21 protein-coding genes are annotated in these 23,601 nt (G+C 45.6%); 13 read left to right on the top strand and 8 right to left on the bottom strand.

What is annotated here, in order from left to right:
* Positions 1-98: 98 nt before the first annotated feature.
* From ppc to crcB, 3 genes are all read left to right on the top strand, one after another.
* Positions 99-2,900, top strand: coding sequence for a phosphoenolpyruvate carboxylase (gene ppc / locus JJ941_RS13335; RefSeq protein ID WP_290966169.1), 2,802 nt, complete (start codon positions 99-101; stop codon positions 2,898-2,900).
* Between the two features lie 68 nt (positions 2,901-2,968).
* Entirely contained in the window at positions 2,969-4,060 is a 1,092-nt protein-coding gene (locus JJ941_RS13340) for a branched-chain amino acid aminotransferase (protein ID WP_290966171.1), read from the top strand.
* Position 4,061: 1 nt separating this feature from the next.
* Complete coding sequence (gene crcB / locus JJ941_RS13345) at positions 4,062-4,451, top strand: fluoride efflux transporter CrcB (protein ID WP_290966173.1); 390 nt, start codon at positions 4,062-4,064, stop codon at positions 4,449-4,451.
* On the opposite strand, the gene JJ941_RS13350 is transcribed toward crcB, so the two are convergent.
* Both JJ941_RS13350 and JJ941_RS13355 read right to left on the bottom strand, forming a co-directional pair.
* Entirely contained in the window at positions 4,448-5,377 is a 930-nt protein-coding gene (locus JJ941_RS13350; protein WP_290966174.1) for a glyoxylate/hydroxypyruvate reductase A, read from the bottom strand. The two genes, crcB and JJ941_RS13350, sit on opposite strands and share 4 nt — an antisense overlap.
* A gap of 194 nt (positions 5,378-5,571) precedes the next feature.
* Positions 5,572-6,213 (bottom strand): CoA pyrophosphatase, encoded by a 642-nt coding sequence (locus JJ941_RS13355; RefSeq protein ID WP_290966176.1) that lies wholly within the window; start codon positions 6,211-6,213, stop codon positions 5,572-5,574.
* Between the two features lie 169 nt (positions 6,214-6,382).
* Between JJ941_RS13355 and JJ941_RS13360 the strand changes: the two genes are divergently transcribed.
* The 10 genes from JJ941_RS13360 (at position 6,383) to JJ941_RS13405 (ending at position 15,239) form a co-directional block, all read left to right on the top strand.
* Complete coding sequence (locus JJ941_RS13360) at positions 6,383-7,597, top strand: S8 family peptidase (protein WP_290966178.1); 1,215 nt, start codon at positions 6,383-6,385, stop codon at positions 7,595-7,597.
* A gap of 149 nt (positions 7,598-7,746) precedes the next feature.
* Positions 7,747-8,742: an adenosine kinase gene (locus JJ941_RS13365; protein ID WP_290966180.1), complete on the top strand. Its 996-nt coding sequence runs from the start codon at positions 7,747-7,749 to the stop codon at positions 8,740-8,742.
* Positions 8,743-8,750: 8 nt separating this feature from the next.
* Complete coding sequence (locus JJ941_RS13370; RefSeq protein WP_290966182.1) at positions 8,751-9,011, top strand: PQ-loop domain-containing transporter; 261 nt, start codon at positions 8,751-8,753, stop codon at positions 9,009-9,011.
* The gene (rdgB, locus tag JJ941_RS13375; protein WP_290966184.1) at positions 9,008-9,592 is read left to right on the top strand and encodes an RdgB/HAM1 family non-canonical purine NTP pyrophosphatase; all 585 of its coding nucleotides are present in this window, start codon (positions 9,008-9,010) and stop codon (positions 9,590-9,592) included. Before JJ941_RS13370 ends, rdgB begins: the two co-directional genes overlap by 4 nt.
* A 57-nt stretch (positions 9,593-9,649) precedes the next feature.
* A complete protein-coding gene (locus tag JJ941_RS13380) occupies positions 9,650-10,612 on the top strand; it encodes a N(4)-(beta-N-acetylglucosaminyl)-L-asparaginase (RefSeq protein ID WP_290966187.1) in 963 nt (320 codons plus the stop codon).
* Positions 10,613-10,617: 5 nt separating this feature from the next.
* Positions 10,618-12,144: a sodium:solute symporter gene (locus JJ941_RS13385; RefSeq protein WP_290966190.1), complete on the top strand. Its 1,527-nt coding sequence runs from the start codon at positions 10,618-10,620 to the stop codon at positions 12,142-12,144.
* Complete coding sequence (locus JJ941_RS13390; RefSeq protein ID WP_290966193.1) at positions 12,137-12,604, top strand: nuclear transport factor 2 family protein; 468 nt, start codon at positions 12,137-12,139, stop codon at positions 12,602-12,604. The genes JJ941_RS13385 and JJ941_RS13390 overlap by 8 nt, the downstream gene beginning before the upstream one ends.
* A 63-nt stretch (positions 12,605-12,667) precedes the next feature.
* The gene (locus tag JJ941_RS13395) at positions 12,668-13,342 is read left to right on the top strand and encodes an FAD-binding oxidoreductase (RefSeq protein WP_290966196.1); all 675 of its coding nucleotides are present in this window, start codon (positions 12,668-12,670) and stop codon (positions 13,340-13,342) included.
* Positions 13,343-13,503: 161 nt separating this feature from the next.
* Positions 13,504-14,427, top strand: a complete 924-nt coding sequence (locus tag JJ941_RS13400) for an aminotransferase class IV (protein WP_290966199.1) — start codon at positions 13,504-13,506, stop codon at positions 14,425-14,427.
* Positions 14,428-14,510: 83 nt separating this feature from the next.
* A complete protein-coding gene (locus JJ941_RS13405; protein WP_255132949.1) occupies positions 14,511-15,239 on the top strand; it encodes a sulfotransferase family protein in 729 nt (242 codons plus the stop codon).
* A gap of 115 nt (positions 15,240-15,354) precedes the next feature.
* Here the strand turns inward: JJ941_RS13405 and JJ941_RS13410 are convergent, their stop codons facing one another.
* From JJ941_RS13410 to uvrA, 6 genes are all read right to left on the bottom strand, one after another.
* Entirely contained in the window at positions 15,355-16,629 is a 1,275-nt protein-coding gene (locus JJ941_RS13410) for an adenylosuccinate synthase (RefSeq protein WP_290966203.1), read from the bottom strand.
* 61 nt (positions 16,630-16,690) lie between these two features.
* A complete protein-coding gene (locus JJ941_RS13415; protein ID WP_255132945.1) occupies positions 16,691-17,032 on the bottom strand; it encodes an STAS domain-containing protein in 342 nt (113 codons plus the stop codon).
* Between the two features lie 21 nt (positions 17,033-17,053).
* Positions 17,054-17,965 carry a protein translocase subunit SecF gene (gene secF, locus JJ941_RS13420; protein WP_290966207.1) on the bottom strand — a complete coding sequence of 304 codons (912 nt, stop codon included), beginning with the start codon at positions 17,963-17,965 and terminating at the stop codon, positions 17,054-17,056.
* A gap of 40 nt (positions 17,966-18,005) precedes the next feature.
* Positions 18,006-19,820, bottom strand: coding sequence for a protein translocase subunit SecD (secD, locus tag JJ941_RS13425; RefSeq protein WP_290966211.1), 1,815 nt, complete (start codon positions 19,818-19,820; stop codon positions 18,006-18,008).
* 144 nt (positions 19,821-19,964) lie between these two features.
* Positions 19,965-20,519 (bottom strand): hypothetical protein, encoded by a 555-nt coding sequence (locus JJ941_RS13430; protein WP_290966214.1) that lies wholly within the window; start codon positions 20,517-20,519, stop codon positions 19,965-19,967.
* A gap of 63 nt (positions 20,520-20,582) precedes the next feature.
* Positions 20,583-23,420, bottom strand: coding sequence for an excinuclease ABC subunit UvrA (gene uvrA, locus JJ941_RS13435; RefSeq protein WP_290966217.1), 2,838 nt, complete (start codon positions 23,418-23,420; stop codon positions 20,583-20,585).
* Positions 23,421-23,601: the final 181 nt, after the last annotated feature.

Consider the following 23,601-nt stretch of genomic DNA (forward strand, 5'->3'; position numbering starts at 1 on the left):
TAGTGTTGCGTTAAGTTTTAAGAAATTATAAAAGAGTTTATTTATTTCTACCTTAACTATTTAATCACTCACTCACTCATTTCAAACTTTTATTATTTATGCATTGGAAAGAAACTGTCCGTGATCTTGCTGAAAGCAGCGGGATCAGCCAAAGCTTATCAAAGAGAGTTATTAACCTCACCGAGATTTTGGAGGAAATCGCCGTCCGGCAACATGGCGAAGAGTTAGTTGAAAAACTCGGAAGGCTCCCCCTTGAAAGTGTAAATGCCCTGGATGAAGGAGATGAGGAAGCACTTAAATCCCTTCAGAAAGAAATGAGCGGGATGTCGCTGCAGGAAATCAAGGAAGTGCTGCGCATGTACACCACCTTTTTTCATCTTGTGAACTCGCTGGAGCAATACGAAATCAGCAGGGTAAACCGAAGCCGGGAGTTTGAGGAAACCCCGGAATCGCCCCGAAAGGAGAGTATTGCCGAAGCGGTGTACAGGCTGAAGGAAGAGGGATGCAGCTACGAAGAGGCCCTGGATGTTTTTCAACAGATGGATATACAGCCTACTATCACGGCGCACCCAACTGAAGCGCGCAGAAGAAGTGTTTTGCTGAAACAGCAGGAGCTGGCTTCGATGATTTCACGATTGGGAGACAGTGACATCACCCCGGACGAGAAAATTGATTTGCGACGCGAGATCCTGAATGTGCTGAATCTGCTTCTGTTGACAGATGAAGTCCGAGCGGAACGCTTATCGGTAGAGGATGAGGTGGAGAACGGGTTGTTCTATTTTACGCATTCCATCTGGGATTCCATTCCAATTTTATACCGGGATATTCGACAGGCATTTGATACCTATTACAATGAACGCCCGGAAGTCCCTATCGTGCTGAAATATCGCTCCTGGATTGGAAGCGACAGAGACGGAAATCCGAACGTGACCTCAAGCGTAACCTGGGAAACGGTTATTCAGCAGCGCCGAACTGTGCTGAGTAAGTTTTTAAAAGATCTGAATGAGCTACGAAGATATCTGAGCGTTTCCAATAAGCAGGGAACCGTTTCTGATGCACTTAAAGAATCCCTGAAAGAAGACGAGAAGGAATTCCCGATTTCTGAGCGGATCAGTCGCCGTTATGTTCATGAGCTGTATCGCCGCAAGGTGGTTCATGTCATGGAGAAGGTTCAGTATCTGTTGGATGCCCTTGACGGAGATAAGAAAGATATTCTGGAAAAATCTCAGAAATATACTGCGTCGGAGTTTATAGCTGACCTGGAGCTGATTAAAGAAAGCCTGGTCGAAAATGGCCTGCCCGGACTTTCTCAGCAGGGCAAACTTCAGGATATGATCATCCGCGCCAGAACCTTTGGGTTTCATTTAAGTGCTTTGGATATCCGACAGCACAGTAGCTTGCATGAAGAAACAGTGGCGGAGCTGCTTTCTCAGGCTAACGTGGTTGAGAAATACGGTGAACTCGGCGAAGATGAAAAAATAGATATTTTGGTTCAGGAGCTTTCGAATCCCCGCCCGCTCAGCCCTATTAAGAGTGAACGCTCGGAAATAGCCAGCCGGGTAATGACGGTGTTTGAGGAAATTGGTGATATGCTGTCGCTGAACCCTGACACATTTGGTAGTTACATCATCAGTATGACGCATGGTATCAGCGATATGCTGGAAGTGATGCTGATTGCAAAAGAATCAGGATTATGGAGCCTCACAAAAGGAGAGGTTGACAGCCAGCTGGATATTGTTCCGCTTTTTGAGACCATTGAAGATCTCGAAAATAGTGCGGACTTGATGGGGCAAATGTACGAACACGACCTTTTTGCCCGGCATCTGAAATCAAGGGATAACTTCCAGGAAATTATGCTGGGTTATTCTGACAGCAACAAAGACGGTGGTTACTGGATGGCCAACTGGGCATTGAATAAGGCTCAGTATGAACTTGGAACGGTTTGCCGTAAACATGAAGTTGATTTCAGGTTATTTCACGGAAGGGGAGGAACTGTTGGCCGGGGCGGAGGTCAGTCGAACCAGGCCATTGTAGCCATGCCGGCGGTTGCCAATAATGGGCGTATTCGTTTTACGGAGCAGGGCGAGGTGATTTCGTTCAGGTATATGTTATCATCGATCACCCATCGGCACCTTGAGCAAATTGTGAATGCCATGACCAAAGTAACGATGGCGCAATATTCTGAGGCGCCCGGTTACTTATCCGGCAAGGCAGAGGAACGTGAAATTATCGAGACCCTGGCCGCATCTTCGATGAAAGCATACCGAAACCTGATTGACGATCCGGATTTCTGGAATTGGTATTCCGGAATCACCCCGATTGAACACATTGGCAAGTTACCGATAGCCTCCCGTCCGGTATCACGAGGATCATCGGATTCCATGACTTTTGATACCCTGAGAGCCATTCCATGGGTATTTGCCTGGACTCAGGTACGCTATAATACTCCGGGTTGGTACGGCATAGCAGAAGGGCTGGAAGCTGCTAAAGAGAAGAATAGTCAGGCATTGGAAGTCCTGAAAAAATGGAACAAGGAGTGGACATTTTTCCGGACGGTGTTGAACAACTCACAGCGGGAAATGGCCCGAACGCATTTGCCAACTTCAGATTTATACAATACCAAGCCTTCAAAATTCCATAAACTTTTAATTGAAAATTTCGAAAGAGCAGAAGATTGGGTCACCTCCATAACAGGTTATGAAAACATACTGGATCATAATAAAGTGATTCAGAATTCGATATTGTTTAGAAACCCATTTACCTATCCGCTCAATATTATTCAGGCAGAATTGTTATCAAGATGGAAGGATGCGGATGAGAAGGAACAAAAAGAAGAACTGACAGAGGTTTTATTCCTGAACATTAACGGAATTGCCGCTGCAATGCAGAGTACCGGCTAAAGGTTACTAAAAAAATAATTAACGCAGGGCGCTCTGTTATTTAACCCGAAACGTGTTATTTTAAGAGTATGATGAACGAGATAATTTCAAGCACCAATATCACAGTACATCCAACGGAACAAAGCCGCATTCATGAGGTTGATTTTAATAACCTTGTGTTCGGTAAGAAGTTTTCGGACCATATGTTCGAAATGAAGTTTTCAGAAGGCGAGTGGAATGAGCCTGTGATTAAACCTTTTGGGACTTTTGAAGTTACCCCGGCCTCTAACGTGCTACATTACGGGCAGGCTGTTTTTGAAGGGATGAAGGCATTTTATGTGGATGAAAACACGGTGAACATTTATCGCCCGGAAACGCATCACGAACGGTTCAATCATTCCTGTCGCAGAATGTGTATCCCGGAAACCAGTTACGAGACTTTTATTGATGCTCTGGAAACACTGATTCGCTTAGATCATCAATGGGTGCCCAAGAAAAACGGTACGGCGCTATACATCAGGCCGTTTATTTTTGCTTCAGACAACCTGCTTGCCGCCCGTTCATCCGATAAATTTACGTACCAGATTATTACCTCACCGGTTGGCGCCTATTACGCAGAAGGCTTTAACCCCGTTTCACTGACCACACCCGAAAAATATGTACGTGCGGTTGTAGGCGGAACCGGAAATGTAAAAACGGCCGGAAATTACGCCGCCAGTTTTCTTCCGGCTCAAAAGGCCAAAGAAAAAGGCTTTACACAGGTACTCTGGTTAGACGCCAAAGAGCAGAAATATATTGAGGAAGTGGGGACTATGAACATTCACTTCCTGATTGGCGACACATTGATTACTCCGGGACTTAATGGTTCTATCCTTCCAGGTGTTACCCGCCGTTCGGTGATTGCTTTAGCCAAAGAATGGGGCTACAACGTTGAAGAACGCAAGATTTCAATTGATGAGGTTTTTGAGGCCTATGAGGACGGAAGCCTGAAAGAAGTTTTTGGTTCAGGTACCGCAGCGGTTGTATCTCCGGTTGGCCTGATTGAGCACAATGGAAAAACTATAGAGCTGGATCGGGAGAAGCCCGGCGAATTTGCCCAGAAATGCTTCAACGAAATTACCGATATCCAGTACGGTCGAAAAGATGATCAGTTTGGCTGGGTGCATCCTGTAAACATTTAGGATGAATATAGACTGGATTAAGGTTTTAGCAGTAGGCACCGGCGGGTTTGTCGGAGCGGCTGCCCGGTATCTGCTTTCCTTGTTTACCCAATCCCAATTTCCGGACAGTTCATTTCCATATGGTACGGCATTGGTGAATCTGCTGGGGTGTCTTCTGATTGGTTTCTTAGCCGGGTTGTTCGAAATGAAGTCATGGGTTAATCCGGAGTTCCGGCTGTTTATATTTGTGGGGATTCTCGGCGGCTTTACGACCTTTTCTACCTTTTCCCACGAAACTTTTCTGCTGTGGGAAAACAGTAAGCTTCTGCTGAGTTTCTTGAATCTTGGGCTTCAGGTAGTGTTAGGTCTCTTCTTTGTTTGGCTGGGTTATCAAGTAGTCAGGCTTTTCTAATATCCCTTTTCCCGATCCACTTCATACAACATATCCATACCGGATAAAGCACGTTTATAATTCTCAATGATCACTTCGGCCGCTTCTTTGGCTGGAGTTATGGCCGCAATATGAGGGGTGATCATGATATTATCCCGGTTCCAAAAGGGATGGTTCTCCGGCAACGGCTCTGTTTCAAAAACATCCAGGCAGGCTCCCTCAAGGTTATCGGTATCCAAAGCGTAGATCAAATCTTCTTCCACCAAATGACTTCCTCTGCCCACGTTAATCAGGTAGCCGGGTTTCTGAAGTTTTTTAAACACTTCAAGATCCAGGATTCCTTCCGTCTCATCAGTAAGAGGTAGCAAGTTGACCAGGATTTTCGTTTGCCCCAGAAAGTCATCGAGTTCTTTATTTCCGGCAAAAGATTGCAAACCCTCAAGGTCTTTTTTTGAAAGCGACCAGCTATTCACGATATATCCTTGTTGCAACAATAATGTTGCAACAGTTAATCCCATTTCTCCCATCCCCATAATTCCTATAGGGGCATGCTTTTTAGGTATAGAGCTCTGAGGCTCCCATTTTGCGGTTCTTCTTTGATCGGCATAGGTGATTGTATGCAACCGGTAATTGGTAATGGCATTCAAAATATACTCCGCCATTTGGTCTTTGAGGGAGCTTGTAATCAAACGACAAATGTTTACATCCTCAGAAAGATCTTCATCGTTTAATAAGTGATTGACCCCGGCGCCCAGCGAAGATACTGCCCGTAGGTTTGGGTAGCTGTCGAGTACATGCTTTGGATGGTTCCAGCAAACGGCAAATTGAACCCGCTCCTTATTTTCTACACGCGGCCAGATTTCTACATCCAGGTTAGGGTCTTTTTCCAGAAGAGCTTTTTTCAGGGAAGTAAAATCTCGGTTTTTGGCTACCAGTAAAAGGGACATGAATCTGCTTATTGATTATTGAACGTAAAGATAGCGATTAGGGGATTGTTTTGTAAGGTGAATGAATGACGACCAACGACCAACGACCAATGACCAATGACTAATGACCAATGACCAATGACCAATGACCAATGACCAAAAACTAATAACGAATAACGAATAACGAATAACGAATAACGAATAACGATTAACGATTAACGATTAACGAATTCCTTATATAGTTCAACCAATTCGCTCATCATCATGGCGGTGGCTCCCCATAAAGGGACACGATGAATATTCCAGAAAGGAACTCGATAAGGGGTACCTCGTAAATCCCATTCTTCTTCCACACGGTTGTGTTCTTTGATTAAGTCGGAGACCGGGACAGTGATGATTTCATCTACTTCGTTCGGGTTGGGGGTGAACGACTGCTCTTCGTTTAGAAAAGCAATAACCGGGGTTACCATGTTATCCGAGTGTCCCACGTACAGCGGGGTTAGTTGTCCGATAATTTCAACCTGACCGGTGTGTAACCCAATTTCTTCCTGAGCCTCCCGCAGAGCGGTTTCTTCTATGCTTTCATCACCTTCCTTACCACCCCCGGGAAAGCTTAGTTGTCCGCCATGATTAATAGACTCGGTGCGCAGGGTTAGCAGGACTTCCAGCTCTTCCTTCCAAGCTATAAATGGAACCAAAACACTGCTGTTTCTGAAATCATCATGTGCAGGCTCGTAATGCGTTTTATTTGGTTTCCCGTTTTTTGGGTGAGGGGCCATAATTCGCTGGGCATCTCTACCCGGTAATGAACCAATTAAACGAGATTGTAAAAATTTTTTAAAATTTTCTTGTAACATTAAGGGGGGTGTATTACTGTTGTATATGATGCGGTACAAACAACATACCATTTATTTAAATAATCACTCTATAAATGTTGCTCTTCTTATGGGTGAATATAGTGTTGTAAGCCCGTCATTATTCTCATTTACTCGAAATCAATAGAATACTAATCAAACCTAAATTAATATGAATAGTAGAATAATATCTAAACTAACTACTGGGGCATTGGTACTTATGTTAATGGTAGTGGGGTGTCAAAATGTAACGGATGTTACAAACAATCCAGACTTACCCGGAGGAGATCAGATTATTGAAGGCCAATATATTGTGGTCATGCAGGCATCTGAAACCGCCCGATACAAGCTTGGCAACACCTCACAAATTGAAGTTGCCCGGGATGCAATCATGAGTGATGCGCAAATTCCGGAAAGGGACGTTGTAGTTAAATACAATAATACAATTGCAGGATTCACAGCTCAGCTTACTGATGAGCAAATCGCACGCCTGAATGCTAACAAAGGGGTGAAATACATCGAAAAAGACCGTGTAGTTTCTTTTGCACCTCCCGGATCTTGCTCTCCATGGCCTGGATGTAAAGATGGCGGTGATGACGATGGTGGTGGAAGTACCACTCAGGAAACGCCATATGGAATTACCCGTGTTAATGGCGGCGCTACTTATACAGGCAGTAATGTTGCGTGGATTCTTGATTCAGGTATTGATTTAGATCACCCGGATTTAAATGTAGATGCTTCCAGAGGCTTTAACGCCTTTACATCAGGCAGGGATGGTAAATCTTTAGATGATGGAAACGGTCATGGAACACACGTGGCAGGGACTATAGCAGCCATTGATAATACAGAAGGTGTGATTGGTGTAGCAGCAGGAGCAACCGTAATTCCGGTTAAAGTTCTGGACAGCCGCGGAAGTGGTTCTTATTCTGGTGTAATTGCCGGTGTTGACCACGTTGGAGCAAACGGAAGTAAGGGAGATGTTGCTAACATGAGTTTAGGCGGACCAACTTCTCAGGCTCTTGATGATGCGGTGCTTGCGGCTTCACAAAACGGAATTAAATTTTCACTTGCCGCAGGTAATGAAGGCACTGATGCCAATAATTCATCTCCTGCCAGAGTAAACGGAAGTAACATAGTTACTATTTCTGCTATGGACAGTAATGATAACTGGGCGTCTTTCTCGAACTACGGAAATCCTCCCGTTGATTATGCTGCACCGGGTGTAAGCATCACTTCTACCTGGAAAGATGGCGGATACAACACCATTAGCGGTACATCTATGGCGGCGCCACATGCAGCCGGTGTCCTGCTTCTTGGAAATGCCAGCACAGATGGGAATGTGAATGGAGATCCGGATGGAAATGCAGACCCAATTATTGTGAACTAAGTAGAGTTTAGTCACAAACTTCAAGCCCTCTTTTCGAAAGAAGAGAGGGCTTTATTTTTTTTGGTATCTATCTATTGTTTTTAAAGCTTATCTCATGTCCGTACTTTTAGGGCTCCGAAAAAAATTGATATTGAGTCACAAAATTATCCATGAGTAAAAAGTATAATGTGTACGGCATTGGTAATGCCCTGGTAGATTTAGAGTTTAAAGTAAGTCCCGATTTTCTTCAGCAACACGATGTCCAGAAAGGGTTGATGACCCTGGTGGATGAAGAAACCCAGCGTCGCCTGATAGGAGCTATTGATCATCAAAAAACGGAGAAAAAATCCGGCGGTTCGGCGGCGAATACGGTTATTGCGGTCAGTCAGTTTGGCGGGAATGCCTTTTATTCGTGTAAAGTGGCGGCCGACGAATTCGGAGATTTCTATCTTAAAGACATGGAAGACGCCGGCATCCCCACTAACTTTGATCGGCAGCAGCGGGAAGAGGGAGTCACAGGGAAATGCCTGGTGATGATCACCGAAGACGCCGACCGAACAATGAATACCTATCTGGGAATTTCATCCGGACTATCAACGAATGAAGTCGACGAACGGGCAATCAAAGATTCAGAGTACGTGTACCTGGAAGGATACCTGGTTGCAGCAGAAGAAGGGCTGGCAGCGATGAAGCAAGCAAAAAAAATCGCGGAAGACAATAATGTGAAGACAGCCATCACCCTTTCCGATCCATCTATCGTTCAGGCCTTTAAAGAAAATTTTAAAGATGTGATTGGAGCTTCTGTAGATCTCATGTTCTGTAATGAAGAAGAAGCCAAAGCTTTTACCGGAAAGGATGATCTGCTGGAAGCCCGTGAAGACCTGAAGCAGGAAGCCAAAAGGTTCGTAATCACTCAGGGCCGAAATGGAGCCATGATTTTTGATGGTGATACTTTTATCGACATAGAGCCATATGAAGTAAAAGCTGTGGATAGCAACGGGGCAGGAGATATGTTTGCCGGAGCTTTTCTATACGGGGTTACCAATAACCTTGGGTTCGCAAATTCCGGGAAGCTGGCAAGTTTAGCGGGTTCCAGGATCGTATCGCAATACGGGCCAAGATTGAAGTGGCATGAAGCACAGGAAATTTTACATCAGCTAAAATAAGGCAGAGAATGACAGGAATAGAATTATTAGGATGGGTCGGGTTCGGCATTTTAGTAGCCGCATGGATACCTCAAACCTGGGAAACCATTAAAGAGGGCAGTACCTCCATGAACATCGCCTTTATCATTATGTATTTTTCATCAAGCCTGATGCTTACCGTTTACTCCGTGCTGATTGACGATACGGTATTTACGGCTCTGAACGCGTTGCTTACGATCGGGAGTGGAATTAACTTGTACTTTAAACTTTTTCCGAGGAAGAAAGGGTGAAGCTTACCAAACTTGTTATAGCATCGCAGAACCCTCATAAGATTGAGGAACTCGAACAAATTCTGAGGCCTCTCGGGATTGAGGTTCTTTCCACAAAAGGCTTTCCGGAGCTGAAAGAGGTCGTGGAAGATCAACCAACCTTGCAGGGGAATGCGCTCAAAAAAGCTCGATACGTCGCCAAAGAAACCGGGCTTCCTGCTCTGTCGGATGATACTGGCCTGGAAGTGGACTCCTTGAACGGAGAACCCGGAGTGTATTCCGCCCGTTATGCCGGAAAGCGGGCAAGCTATCAGGATAACGTGAACAAATTGCTGACCGAATTAGACGGGATTACCGACCGGAAAGCACAATTCAGAACCGTAGTTGCACTCGTGCATTCTGATAAGGAATATGTTTTTGAAGGGATTTGTAAAGGGGAAATACTTACCGAAGAAAAAGGTGATAAAGGATTTGGGTACGATCCCGTTTTTAAGCCGGAAGGCTTCGATAAAACTTTTGCCGAACTGGATTCGGCTATTAAAAATGATATTTCACACCGCGGGAAAGCCGTTCAGAAGTTTGTCTCTTTTTTGAAGAGATAAAAGAATTGACGAATATGGGGTAAATAAGAGCAGGTCGCACACCTTAACGGAGATAGCATGTTCAACAGAAAAGAGTTTATAAAGGCCACAGCACTGGGGTTGCTTCCACTAAATGTTTTAAAAGCAAAATCGGGACCGGTTCAAACCGGTAAGAAACCGGTGGTCGTTTCAACCTGGAGAACGGGAGTAAGGGCAAATGAGGCGGCCTGGCAGATTTTAGACAAAGGTGGCTACGCCCTTGACGCCGTAGAAGCCGGTGTGAAGGTGGAAGAGGCAAATCCAAAAAATAGTACGGTTGGTTATGGAGGCCGGCCCGACCGAGACGGAAATGTAACCCTGGATGCCTGCGTGATGGATGAAAACGGAGAATGTGGATCGGTAGCTTTTCTGCAGGATATCAAACACCCGGTCTCGGTGGCGCGTAAAGTAATGACGGACACTCCACATGCTATGCTGGTGGGAGAAGGAGCCCGGCAGTTTGCTCTTTCTCAGGGATTTGAAAAGGAAAACCTGCTTACACCGGTGGCGGAAAAAGAATGGAAGAAATGGCTCGAGACTTCAGAGTATCAGCTTGAAGTCAATATAGAGAACCACGATACCATAGGAATGCTGGCTCTGGACAAAGACGGCAGGCTTTGTGGAGCCTGTACCACCAGTGGCGCTGCTTATAAGATGCACGGACGTGTAGGCGATTCTCCCATAATCGGAGCCGGTCTTTTTATCGATCCCAAATTTGGAGGGGCTGTTGCAACCGGAGCTGGAGAAGAGGTTATTAAAACGGCGGGGTGCCATTTGGTGGTGGAAATGATGCGTGCCGGTCATTCCCCGGAAGAAGCATGCAAAATTGCTATTCAGCGAATTATTGAAAGAGATTCCTCGAACAAGAAAGATACACAGGTTGGATATATAGCTCTGAATAAAGAAGGCGTTTATGGCGGGTACAGCATTGTTAAGGGCTTTGATGTTTCAGTTTGCAATGCAGATGGAAACCGGGCAGAACCCACTTCTCATCTAAACTGAGCTGTATGCAATTTTCTGTTATCGATTACATTGTTATTGTTGTTTACCTGGTCGGTGTAGCTTTTTTGGGATTAAAGTCATCCGGAAAGCAAACTTCCAATAAAGATTACTTTTTAGGGGGTGAAGGGATTCCATGGTGGGCGGTGTTATTCTCTATTGTAGCCACCGAAACAAGCACGCTTACTTTTATCAGTATTCCGGCCGTGGCTTATGGAGGGAACCTGACCTTTCTGCAAATAACGGTGGGATATGTAATTGGCAGGATCGGCGTCGCGTTGTTCTTTCTCCCCAAATACTATGAAGGCGAATTGTTCACGGCTTATACCTTTCTGGAAAAGCGATTCGGTGCCGGCATGCGTAATGCGGCAAGTTCAACTTTTATGATTACCCGCCTGCTGGCTGATGGAGTCCGGCTGTTTGCCACCGCTATTCCTCTCGCTATTATTCTGCGGTTAGGCGGTGCTTTTTCCGGTTGGGGTGATCTTGAGCTCTACATTCTGTCCATTTGCGTGATTACGGCCATAACGCTTGTTTATACATTCTTTGGAGGCATCAAAGCGGTGGTTTGGATGGATTTTGTGCAGATGATCGTGTACATCGGTGGTGCATTAATAGCAGTAGGAGTTTTACTGGGGAATTTGCCGGCAGGATTCGAACTGCCCGGCGAGAAGTTGCAACTGGTCAATCTTGGCTTTGATATGAGTTTCAGGGAATTCATCGCTCAGCCGTACACCTTAATCACAGCACTTGTGGGCGGGGCTGTATTCTCGCTGGCTTCTCATGGAACCGATCAGCTTTTGGTGCAGCGGGTGCTGGCTACTCGTAATCTAAAATCCGGCCAAAAGGCGATGATCTGGAGTGGAATTGTGGCTATGCTTCAGTTTGCTCTTTTTATGGGGATTGGGTTGTTGCTTTACATGTTTTATGAAGGAGTTTCTGCCACAGAAATGGGATTGGCTACCACTGACGAAGTATTTGCTAAATTCATCGTAGAGCAGCTACCGGTCGGGGTGTCGGGGCTTATTGTGGCCGCCCTGTTTGCAGCAGCCATGAGCAGCCTGAGCTCCTCTCTGAACTCATTGGCTTCCTCAACCACCTATGATTTATACAAACCTTATTTCGGAAAGAATAATACCGAAGCTGAGGACCTGTCCATGTCCCGTAAAATTACGATGGGCTGGGGGATAATTCTTACGGCATCAGCTGTTTTCTTTGCGATTCTGCAGCTTCAGGGAGGCGAACGCCCGGCCATTGTGGAATTGGGGCTGGGGATAGCGTCCTATACCTATGGCGGATTATTAGGAGCATTTCTGTTGGGAATGTTTTTCAGCAAGCCGGACAAAACAGATGCATTAATTGGCTTTTTCTGCGGGTTGATCGCATTGCTTTTCATGGTTCAGGGCCCAATTCAAAATTTGCTTCCCGGAGACGGGCTGGCCATCGCCTGGCCACTTTATACACTTGTGGGTAGTTTAATAGTTGTAATCACAGGTTCAATTTCAGCAATACTACGAGGATCAAAGCATGCATAAGAATGAAAAACTAATCACCCGCTTCTATTCGGCCTTCCAGGATTTGGATACTGAATCCATGATGAGCTGTTATCATGAGGAAGCATCCTTTAAAGACCCGGTATTTGATCTTGGTTCTAAAGAAGAAATTGATGCTATGTGGAGCATGCTGTGTTCAAAGGCTAAAGAATTTGATCTTCGTTTTCACTCTGTTCGGGCCAATGACCAGAGAGGGTCGGCCCAATGGGAAGCTTCATATCTTTTTTCTAAAACAGGTAGAAAAGTCCATAACAAAATTACCGCTCATTTTGAGTTTCAGGACGGTTTGATTGCTGGTCACCTCGATGAGTTTAATTTCTGGAAATGGTCAGCGATGGCATTGGGCGTGCCGGGATACATTCTGGGCTGGTCTCCATTCCTGCAAAAGAAAGTTCAGGGCGAAGCCATGAAGAACCTGAGGCTTTTTCGGAGTTCTCAATAAGTGTAGCGAATGTTTTTAAAGCCATAATTGTAGTTACTATCGAAGATTAAGAAAGATAGAATTATGGCGCATACACTGAAGATTAAAGACATTCAAAATGTAACGCACGACGTTAAACAGTTCACCCTCGAAAAGCCTGAGGGATACACATTCGAACCCGGCCAGGCGACCGAAGTTGCTATAGACAAGGATGGCTGGCGGGACGAAAAGCGGCCGTTTACTTTTACCTCACTCAATGAAGACCCGGACCTCGAATTTGTGATTAAAATCTATCCCGACCATGACGGGGTTACTGAGCAGCTTGGTAAGCTGCAAGTTGGAGATTCCCTGATTGTGGACGACGCATGGGGAACCATTCAATATAAAGGTGAAGGTGTGTTCCTGGCCGGTGGAGCTGGTGTAACCCCGTTTATAGCCATCTTCAGAGACTTGCATAAGAAGGGAAAAGTAGGGGATAACAAACTCATCTTCTCCAATAAAACGGAAGAGGATATCATCCTGAAAGAGGAGTTTGAAAACATCCTGGGAGATAATTTTGTGAATGCCATCACGAACGAAGAACCTTCCGGAGATCACCTGTTCCTGGATGGCTTTATCGATAAGGAGTTTTTAGAATCTCAAATCGATGACTTTGATCAGCCATTCTACGTTTGCGGGCCAATGCCTTTCAATGAAGCCGTGATGGGATACCTCAAAGAGCTGGGTGCCGATCCTGATGCTCTTGTTTTTGAGGAATAAGGAGATCGACAACTTTACGTGGCTGACTGAACCTTAGGTGTTGTGCTGGACGAATGAGCCCGAAAACGGGTAAAATCCTCCTCAGAACCTCTCTAAAAACGAAATTCGCAACCGAGCGTTATATTTCTTTTATTTGAGGGCAATCATTATTGAATAAAAGCATGACGCACGGCACACATAATGCGGTTTATGATCCGCGTAACGAAGAAGTACTTATTTATGTGAACGGGGAGCTTTTTCCCCGTAACGAAGCCAAAATATCTGTTTTTGACAGCGGGTATTTGGTGGGGGATGGCGTTTGGGAAGGATTTCGCCTACACAAAGGAGTGCTCGTCTTTCTGAAAGAACATTATGACCGGTTGTTTCAGGGCGCCAAAACGGTGGGCATGGATTTGGGCATGAGCCGCGATGAAATAACCAAAGCTATTTGGGAAACCCTGGACGCCAACGACATGAAGGATGGCGTACACGTGCGCCTCATGTTTACCCGGGGAATCAAGAAAACCCCATCTCAAGACCCACGGCTCACCGTATCAGGGCCTAATCTTGTAATTATCGCAGAATACAAGAAAGCAGACCCGGAGAGCCGAGACAAAGGAGTGACGTTGTTCACCAGTACCATTCGCCGGGGTTCGCCCGATTACCTGGATCCCCGGCTTAACTGCCATAGCAAGATCCATGAGGTGCAGGCACTGGTCCAAGCCCTGGAAGCCGGCGCTGATGAAGCTTTGATGCTGGATGTAAACGGTTTCGTTTCTACCTGTAACGCCACTAACTTTTTTATGGTGAAGGACGGTGAAGTGTGGACATCCACCGGTCAGTATTGCATGAATGGTATAACCCGCGGTAAAGTGATTGAAATTTGTGAACAAGCAGGAATCCCCTGTTTCCAGAAGAACTTTTCCTTATTTGATGTGTATGGAGCAGATGAAGCTTTTGTAACCGGAAGTTTTGGAGGGCTCACTCCCGTAACCGGGATAGACGGCCGAACAATTACGGAAACTGTACCCGGAACCATGACTCAACGCCTTCAGAAACTGTATGAGCAGGCTATTGAGGCACAAGTGAATGAAGTTAAAGTATAATTTTTTAATATAGATACAGGTCGTCCGCAGAGTAGGATTATTTGAGAAGGACCGGACTGACCGCTAAAGTAAAAAACGGAGAAATGTTAAAGACAAAACGAATTTGTTTGTGGAGCGGTCCACGAAATATCTCAACAGCACTTATGTATTCTTTCGCCCAGCGCGATGATTCCACGGTTTTTGATGAGCCTTTGTATGCTCATTACCTGGCAAATACCGATGCCAAAAACTATCATCCCGGTGCTGATGAAGTACTGAAAAGCCAAGAAAATGATGGACAGAAAGTGGTGGATGAAATTATCCTGGGCGATTACGATACCCCGATCGCTTTCTTCAAGAATATGACCCACCATCTGGTAAACCTGGATTGGAGCTTTCTGGAAGAAACGATTAACGTCATCCTGACTCGCCCACCAAAGGATATGCTGCCTTCATATGCAAAGCAGGTTAAGAACCCAACTATGCAGGATGTCGGATATGCCAAACACCTGGAAGTGGTCAAGTACCTGGACAATATTGGCAAGAAGCCACTCATAGTGGATTCGAAAGATATTCTGCAGTATCCGCAATCCCGTCTTCGTGAATTATGCGGTACACTTGGTATTCCTTTTGATGAAGCCATGCTGAAATGGCCGGCCGGTCCCCGTAAAGAAGACGGTGTTTGGGCCAAATATTGGTACCATAATGTTCACCGCTCAACAGGGTTCAGGGCTTACAAATCCAAGAACGAGCCTTTTCCTGAGGAACTGGAAGACCTGCTGGAAGAATGCCAGGAAGCCTATGATGAGCTGCTGGAATACGCCGGGAAGTAATCGAACTAAGGTATTACCCGGAGCCATCGCGGGCTTAGACTCGCGATCTTCATAAACTTTTTCGTTTGTTTATGGGATATCCCGGCTCAAGGCCGGGATGACCATGGTGATTTTTTTAAAGCACAATAGTTTCGGTACGCTTCGGCCCGGTAGAAATAATGGTGAACTTCACACCCAGGTATTCTTCAATAAAGTGAATATAGGATTGTGCCGTAGCGGGAAGGTCGTCCCAGTTGGTCATCCCTTCAATTGAATTTTTCCAGCCCGGAAGTGAGGTGTACACCGGTTCCACATCACGGATTTCATCAAGGCAAAGTGGGAAAACATCAGTTTCTTCTCCATTCAGCTTGTAGCCGGTACATACTTTAATCTCTTCAAAGCCGTCCATCACGTCCATCTTGGTGAGCGTGAGCTCGTTGATGCCGTTCAGTTGAACCACATATTTCAGCGCAACTAAATCGAGCCAGCCACAGCGACGAGGACGCCCGGTAGTGGCACCGAATTCAGCTCCTTTCTTACGCAATTCTTCGCCGGTTTCGTCAAGTAGTTCAGTAGGGAAGGGGCCGTTTCCAACACGGGTGCAATAGGCTTTGGTGATACCCATTACTTTATCTAAAGCCGTAGGTGGAATTCCTGACCCGGTACAGGCTCCGCCGGAGGTTGGAGATGAAGAGGTTACAAAAGGATACGTTCCATGATCTACATCCAGCATGGTACCCTGTGCGCCTTCAAGTAAAATGGATTTATCATTCTTGATACCCTCGTGCAGCATGTTGGTGGTGTTGCAGATAAAGGGTTCCAGCGTTTGGATGGCATCTTCCAGCTCAGCCATCAGTTCTTTTGTTTTTAGCGTAGGTTCCTTATACAGGTTTTCCAGCGCAAAATTGATGTCTTTGAGGTTTTGGTCAATCTTCTCTTTAAGGATTTCGCGATCCAGCAGATCAACCATACGAATACCCACGCGGGATACTTTACTCACATAAGCCGGGCCAATACCCCGACCTGTGGTACCGATGGCATCGCCACCGCGACGTTTTTCTTTAAGCTGATCAAGGAGTTTGTGGTAGGGAAGGATTACATGGGCCGTTTGACTGATGTGAAACCGTCCCTCGAGACTGAATCCCAGGTCTTGTACGCCTTTGATTTCTTCCACCAGTGCGATGGGATCGATAACAACCCCATTACCGATCACACAATCAGCATCGCCATTAAATATCCCCGAAGGAATAAGATGAAGAACTACTTTTTTATCGTCGAACTTGAGGGTATGTCCGGCATTCGCACCGCCCTGGAAACGAACAACGTAATCGGCTTTATCGCTGAGCAGGTCAACAATTTTGCCTTTACCTTCATCACCCCACTGTGCTCCAATAACAACTCTTGTACTCATAATTTGTTCAATAAAAAAGGGGTGCGGAACACCCCTCTGTATTCAGTTTTAAGTTATAAAATCACTCTTCAAATGATTCAGCGGCTTCTTCTACAGACTTGTAGTGTTTGAATACCGTGATCAGTTTCGTGACTATCAACAGGCTTTCGATCTTGTCGGTTGCGTTGGCAATTCTAAGATCACCACCGGCTTTACGCATAGTGGTAAGAGCTCCAATCAACATACCAAGTCCGGATGAATTCATGAATTTCACTTTTCCAAGATCAACCACAATGTTGGTTTTATCATTGTCGATGAGTTCATGCAATTTTTCATTCAGACTAACTGCATCAGGGCCACCCATAACGTTCCCTTTGAATTCGATAACAACGCTGTTGTAGCGTTCTGATGTATTAAAGCTCATAGATTTCCTGTTGTTTATGTTTTAAGATTTTTTTGTACGTGCTTCGAGTTCAACTACCAACGAACTGGCTACAAATAGCGAACTGTATGTACCAAGTACAATACCGATTAAGAGGGCAAAAGAAAAGCCTTTCAACACCTCACCGCCGAAAATAAACAGCACAGTTACCACAAACAAGGTGGTAATGGAAGTTATGACGGTACGGCTTAGAGTGTCATTCAAACTTTTGTTTACCATCGGCATAAATTCCATCCCTTTGTGCACATTGGAGTTTTCACGGATACGGTCAAATACAACCACCGTATCGTTCAATGAATAACCCACAATGGTCAGGAAGGCCGCAATAATGGCCTGGTCAACCTGAAGGCTGAACGGAACGAGGTCAGACATTAAGGTGAATACACCCAATACAATAACCACATCATGAATCAGTGCAGCGACCGCCCCGGCCGAGAACGTCCAGTTCCGGAAACGGATGAGGATGTAGATAAAGATAATCACAATGGCGTAGATAATGGCCTGTAATGCTCCGGATTTCAAATCTTCGGCAAAACGCGGACCTACTACATCGGTTTTAATCACCGTGAATGGGTTATCGGGGTAGAGTTCGGTCATCGAGGAGGTAATAATTTGTTGCACCTCGCTGATGGGTAGCTCATTGTCGGTACGGATGAGGATCTCACTTTCAGAACCGAACAGTTTCAGTTCCGGTGTGGCACCGAGGGGCTCGGAAAGGTCCGATCTCATGTCAACCACGCTTACCGGGTTCTCGAAATCCAGTACGAACTCCTTACCGCCTTTAAAGTCGATACCATACTGGAGTCCTTTTGTCAGAATTGCTCCAAGCGAAGCGAGGAACAGAATAGCCGAGAAAATATAGGCCACCTTCCGTGCTCCGTTAAAGTCAAAATTAGGGGTTTCAAACCATCTCATAATATTATTCCTTTTGTCGTTTTAAATTTCTTTTTACTGATTAACCGAAGCTTACAGCAGATTTTTTGGCTTGTGTCAGGTAATCAACAACTACCCGTGTAATCACAATAGCACTAAACAATGATGCTACAATACCGGCCATCAGTGTAACTGCGAAACCTTTGATTGGCCCAACTCCAAAACTGAAGAGGATGATAGCCACAAAGAAGGTGGTTACGTTGGCATCAACAATGGCACTCATTGCGTTGGCATAACCTGCTTCAATAGATGCTTTGAGGGTTTTTCCTGTTCGTTGCTCTTCACGGATACGGTCAAATATCAGTACGTTGGCATCCACCGCCATACCGATTGTCAATACAATACCGGCAATTCCCGGCAGGGTAAGGGTGGCTTTGAATGCCGCCAGAATACCGAGGATGAAAATAATGTTGAGCAGCAGCGCGAGATCTGCAATTCCGCCACCGGTGCGGTAGTAGATAATCATAAAGATGGCTACAATACCCAATCCAAACAGGATGGAGTTTAAACCGGCTTGAATAGATTCAGCACCAAGAGTAGCACCAACGGTACGTTCTTCAAGAATTTCCAAAGGAGCGGGCAGGGCACCTGAAAGCAGGATGTTTACCAAATCCTCGGCTTCGTCCACACCATCTAACCCGGTGATGGACGAACGACCATTGGAAATCTTGGTATTTACATTCGGGTAAGAGAATACAAATCCATCCAGAACAATAGCTACCGGCTTGCCAATGTTAGCACCGGTGATTCGCCCCCATTTACGGGCGCCTTCGCTATTCATAGTCATAGAAACTTCGGGTACGTTGGTAGCCGGGTCAAACTGTACGCTTGCGGCTTCAATTACGTCTCCGGTCAGCTCTACCTGAGTTCTTACACCAATCAGCTGGTAAAGGTCTGAACCGCCTTGTCCTTCAAGAGGATTCGCACTCCACATCATGGTGGTACTTCTTGGCATCATGCGCTGAATATCATCAGTTGTCAAAAGGTCCATGACCCTGGCGGTATCTTCAGGAGTAGCATACCCAACGAGGTATGGACTTTGAGCCGGTACCAACACTTCCTCTAAAGGATTGAATTGGTTTGAAGCGGCTGAATCAGCAGTATCAGCACTTGCGGTGTAGTCGTCGTAATATTCATATACGGAGTTTACAAAACCACGGAACTCCTGGGCATCAGCAGCCAGGCGGAATTCGAGTCGCGCAGTTCCTTTCAGAAGGCTGCGTACACGTTCTTTGTCTTCCACGCCGGGCAGCTCAACAACAATACGGTTGTTACCCTGCTTCACAATAGAAGGCTCGGTTACACCGTAACGGTCAACACGGGTACGAATAATTTCGATGGCCCTGTCGAGAGCGGACTGTCGCTGTGTTTTCAGGAAGGTAGCGATTTCTTCGTTGGTAGAACGACGGGTGATGTCCATTGCATCATTTCGGTAGTACCGGCTGAGACGGGCATCAGGGTCGCGAGATTCGAATTCAGCAACCATTTCGTCGATGAAATCCGTGTCGTTTTCGAGCGATCGTTCAGCAGCTACATCAATCACGTCATTCAGAAGCTGATCGGCATTTTCGCCGGCCAATTCTCTGATCAGCTGTGGCACGCCCACTTCAAGCGTTACGTGCATACCACCCTGAAGGTCAAGACCCAGGGAAAGGGTGTTGGTACGAAGATCTTCCAGCTTTTGCTGGTTTTCTTCCTGGTACTGAGCTCGTTCAGAAGGACTGAGCTCTTCCATATAGTTTTGTTCTAATGACCATACTACTGTTGGGTAGAGGTAATAAATTGTAAGGGCCAGAAAAGCCACGATACAACCGATTTTAAATCCGTTTCCTTGCATGTTATTTATTATTTAGAAGTTTGAAAATTTGGGGTGATACGTGAAGAACAATAAAGTGAGCAAGTTCTTAATGCTATTTACTTTATTGCGTGATCACTTTTCACTTAAAAAGAAATGAAAAAGTTTTTAGAGAAGAGTTGGCTTCTATGGCGCACCAATTGCTGTGCCGCCGGAAAGGGGAGAGATATGAAAGTTGTACTGGCTGACAGACTGCTGCTCAAACTTTTCCCCGGCAGGAGAAAAAGTAAATGCTTGTTGTTCCGCAACCATTTTGCCATAAAAGGCTAATCCATCAACCGGTAAAACTGAATGAGGCTGAGCTTGTTTAATAAGTACAGCGTTGCCCATTCCGGAAGATGAATTCTGATAGGCAGTCCATTCTTTTAGCAGAACACGGAAAACTTCACTTTCGTCTTTGGATTGTGCATCCACGGGAAATTGAAAGTCATCTGCGTGGGCTTTCACCAAAGCCGATGCCTGACGAATCACAGATTCCAGTTCATCAGTGCCGGAGGAAAGTTCTTTGAGCTGATCTACAACCGATGTATTGTCACCGGACTTCAAATTTGATTTCAGCCACGAGGTAAACGCGTCTTGCTCTGCATTATCACTTACCGGTTTCATGAAATAGAAAACCATTCCGGCAAGCAGCAGGCCAACGCTAAACGATCGGGTGATATGTGTTCTGAAAAAGTTCATTCAGACTCAAAATATAATCAACAAATACCCCATTGTGAAAGTAAAAGTTGAAAAGAAATGAAGCTATGCCGGTTGTTTGCTCAATCGCTCAAATTCCTGCTTTAAAAACTGCCCCGTATAAGATTTTTCCACTTCGGCTACCTCTTCAGGAGTTCCGGTTGCGATGATCTCACCGCCTCCGGCTCCACCCTCGGGACCGAGGTCAATAATCCAGTCGGCGGCTTTGATGAGGTCGAGGTTGTGCTCAATCACCATCACCGTATTTCCTTTTTCTACAAGCTGCTGGATTACATTTACGAGCATTCGCACATCCTGGAAGTGAAGTCCGGTTGTGGGTTCGTCCATCACATACAACGTATCACCGGTTCCAACTTTGGAAAGCTCGCGAGCCAGCTTAATGCGTTGAGCCTCCCCGCCCGATAACGTGGTGGAAGATTGGCCAAGGGTAAGATATCCCAGCCCAACATCTACCAGTGTTTCCAGTTTTCGGCTTATAGCCGGTTGGGCATCAAAAAAATCGGCTGCATCTCTGATGGGCATTTTCAATACATCCGAGATGTTTTTGCCTTTATAATAGATTTCGAGGGTTTCCCGGTTGTAGCGTTTTCCATTGCAGGTTTCACAGGTTACATACACGTCGGGCAGGAAGTTCATTTCGATTTTGCGGACACCATCTCCGCCACATTCCTCACATCGTCCGCCTTTCACATTAAAAGAAAAACGCCCCTGGTCATAGCCCCGGATTTTAGATTCGGGCAGCTCGGCAAACAACCGTCGAATGTAGTCAAACACTTTGGTATATGTGCCGGGATTGGAACGAGGTGTACGGCCAATCGGACTCTGATCAATGGAGATGATTTTGTCAACATTGTCGATACCTTCAATGCCATCATAAGTCAGTGGCACGGTTTTCGACTTGTAGAAATAATTGGAAAGAATCGGTACCAGTGTTTGGTTGATCAGTGAACTTTTTCCACTTCCGCTAACACCTGTAACACAAATGAATTTGCCCAGAGGAACTTCCAGATCCTGATTTTTAAGGTTATGTCCGCGGGCATTGGTCACTTTGATAGATTTTTCGTTTCCTTCACGCCTTGTTTCCGGCATTTCAATGACTTCTTCATCGTTCAGGAATTTGGCTGTACTGGATTCGGGATCGAGTTCATCCGGTTTGCCGGCCGTTACAATGTGTCCGCCATTAACCCCGGCTCCCGGACCAAGATCAGCTACAAAATCAGCATGTTCTATGGTTTCCCGGTCGTGTTCTACAACAATCACGCTGTTTCCAAGATCGCGAAGGGTTTCTAATGATTTTATCAGTTTGATGTTGTCGCGCTGGTGAAGACCGATGCTTGGCTCGTCGAGAATATAAAGTACACCCACCAATTGGGTTCCGATTTGTGTTGCAAGCCTGATGCGCTGAGCCTCACCGCCACTCAGAGTTTGTGCTTCCCGGTCAAGGCTGAGGTAACTCAACCCTACATTCAGCAGGAAGTCGAGCCGGTCACGAATTTCTTTTAGCACCTGATTTCCGATAATCTGCTGACGTTCATTCAGGTTAATTCCATACAAGGTATCGCGCAGTTCCTGAATATCTTTTTGCACGAGATCGTGAATGGTATGGCCGTCAATTTTATAGGAAAGAGCTTCTTTGTTGAGCCGGCCGCCATCACATTCCGGACAAGTCACCTTATCCATAAAGGCTTTGGCTTTGTCGCGCTGTTTGTTGGATTTACTATTGTGATACTGATCGATGATGGTATTTCGTAAGCCTTCAAACTTGTGCTTATAGGTCACCGAGTTATCCTTGAAATCGTAGCTGACAGAGAATTTCTTATCTCCGCTGCCATTCATGAGGATATCGATCAGCTCTTCAGGGTAATCCTTGATGGGGGTTTCAAAGTCCAGACCAAAAGAATCGAGAATGGCTTTCAGCTGCTTGAATACAAAAATATCGCGGGGAGCACCCAGGAAACGAATTCCGCCATCGGCAATGCTTTGGTCTTTATTGGGAACGAGTAAATCCCAGCTTACATCATACGTATATCCAAGTCCTTCACATTCTTTACAATTTCCGTAGGGGGAGTTGAAGGAAAACAGGTTCGGAGCGGGATCTTCATAAGCGAGTCCGCTTTCAGGATCGAATAGTTTCTGGGAGAACAGCCGGTCTGTAGTTTCGTCACCTTCTTTGATGGCAAGAATCACATTTCCATCGGCCATTTCCAGCGCCAACCGAATACTGTCAGCAATGCGTTTCTCACTTTTTTCTGAAATCACGAACCGGTCAACCACAATCTCAATATTATGAGTTTTATAACGATCCAGCTTCATGTCATCTTCCAGATCTTTAAACTCACCGTCAATTCGGGCTTGTACAAAACCCTGTTTAATGGTTTGCTCAAATAATTCGCGATAGTGCCCTTTTCTACCACGTACCACCGGGGCCAAACAATATGCTTTGGTTCCTTCCGGCATATCCATCACAGCCTGCACCACCTGGTCGGCCGACTGTTTTTTCATCTCATTCCCGGTTTTGTAAGAATAGGGAATACCAACGCGGGCGTAGAGCAGGCGGAGGAAGTCATAAATTTCAGTGACAGTACCAACGGTAGAGCGTGGATTTCGATTGGTGGTTTTTTGATCGATGGAAATAACGGGAGAGAGGCCGTCAATAAAATCTACGGCAGGGCGTTCCATCATCCCCAAAAACTGGCGGGCATAGGCGGAAAGAGATTCCAAAAACCGTCGCTGGCCTTCAGCATAAATAGTGTCAAAAGCCAGTGATGATTTCCCCGAACCGGAAAGTCCGGTAATCACGACCAACTGATCGCGGGGGATGTCGATGTCAATATTTTTGAGGTTGTGTTCGCGGGCGCCGCGTACTACAATGTTATGTTGCAAAGTCTCTCGTGTTTTTAAAATTCAGAACTTTGAAAAATACAAAACAGAGCCCGGAATTCCTTCATTCCTTTTTTAGAAAGATTTGAATGCAAGGTGAAGACTGATAAGGAAATGGAATTTGATGGGTGAATTTTACTAATTGCGATAAATCAAATGAGCATGGAAGAATAAAACCTATCAG

This window comes from Gracilimonas sp., assembly GCF_017641085.1.
Lineage (GTDB): Bacteria > Bacteroidota > Rhodothermia > Balneolales > Balneolaceae > Gracilimonas.

Coding starts and splice junctions, on each gene's coding strand:
- JJ941_RS13430 (WP_290966214.1), bottom strand. CDS start 20,519: ATGAACTTTTTCAGAACACATATCACCCGATCGTTTAGCGTTGGCCTG.
- JJ941_RS13370 (WP_290966182.1), top strand. CDS start 8,751: ATGACAGGAATAGAATTATTAGGATGGGTCGGGTTCGGCATTTTAGTA.
- JJ941_RS13385 (WP_290966190.1), top strand. CDS start 10,618: ATGCAATTTTCTGTTATCGATTACATTGTTATTGTTGTTTACCTGGTC.
- JJ941_RS13340 (WP_290966171.1), top strand. CDS start 2,969: ATGATGAACGAGATAATTTCAAGCACCAATATCACAGTACATCCAACG.
- JJ941_RS13395 (WP_290966196.1), top strand. CDS start 12,668: ATGGCGCATACACTGAAGATTAAAGACATTCAAAATGTAACGCACGAC.
- JJ941_RS13365 (WP_290966180.1), top strand. CDS start 7,747: ATGAGTAAAAAGTATAATGTGTACGGCATTGGTAATGCCCTGGTAGAT.
- JJ941_RS13360 (WP_290966178.1), top strand. CDS start 6,383: ATGAATAGTAGAATAATATCTAAACTAACTACTGGGGCATTGGTACTT.
- secD (WP_290966211.1), bottom strand. CDS start 19,820: ATGCAAGGAAACGGATTTAAAATCGGTTGTATCGTGGCTTTTCTGGCC.
- JJ941_RS13380 (WP_290966187.1), top strand. CDS start 9,650: ATGTTCAACAGAAAAGAGTTTATAAAGGCCACAGCACTGGGGTTGCTT.
- ppc (WP_290966169.1), top strand. CDS start 99: ATGCATTGGAAAGAAACTGTCCGTGATCTTGCTGAAAGCAGCGGGATC.
- JJ941_RS13350 (WP_290966174.1), bottom strand. CDS start 5,377: ATGTCCCTTTTACTGGTAGCCAAAAACCGAGATTTTACTTCCCTGAAA.
- JJ941_RS13390 (WP_290966193.1), top strand. CDS start 12,137: ATGCATAAGAATGAAAAACTAATCACCCGCTTCTATTCGGCCTTCCAG.
- crcB (WP_290966173.1), top strand. CDS start 4,062: ATGAATATAGACTGGATTAAGGTTTTAGCAGTAGGCACCGGCGGGTTT.
- JJ941_RS13400 (WP_290966199.1), top strand. CDS start 13,504: ATGACGCACGGCACACATAATGCGGTTTATGATCCGCGTAACGAAGAA.
- JJ941_RS13410 (WP_290966203.1), bottom strand. CDS start 16,629: ATGAGTACAAGAGTTGTTATTGGAGCACAGTGGGGTGATGAAGGTAAA.
- JJ941_RS13405 (WP_255132949.1), top strand. CDS start 14,511: ATGTTAAAGACAAAACGAATTTGTTTGTGGAGCGGTCCACGAAATATC.
- JJ941_RS13355 (WP_290966176.1), bottom strand. CDS start 6,213: ATGTTACAAGAAAATTTTAAAAAATTTTTACAATCTCGTTTAATTGGT.
- secF (WP_290966207.1), bottom strand. CDS start 17,965: ATGAGATGGTTTGAAACCCCTAATTTTGACTTTAACGGAGCACGGAAG.
- JJ941_RS13415 (WP_255132945.1), bottom strand. CDS start 17,032: ATGAGCTTTAATACATCAGAACGCTACAACAGCGTTGTTATCGAATTC.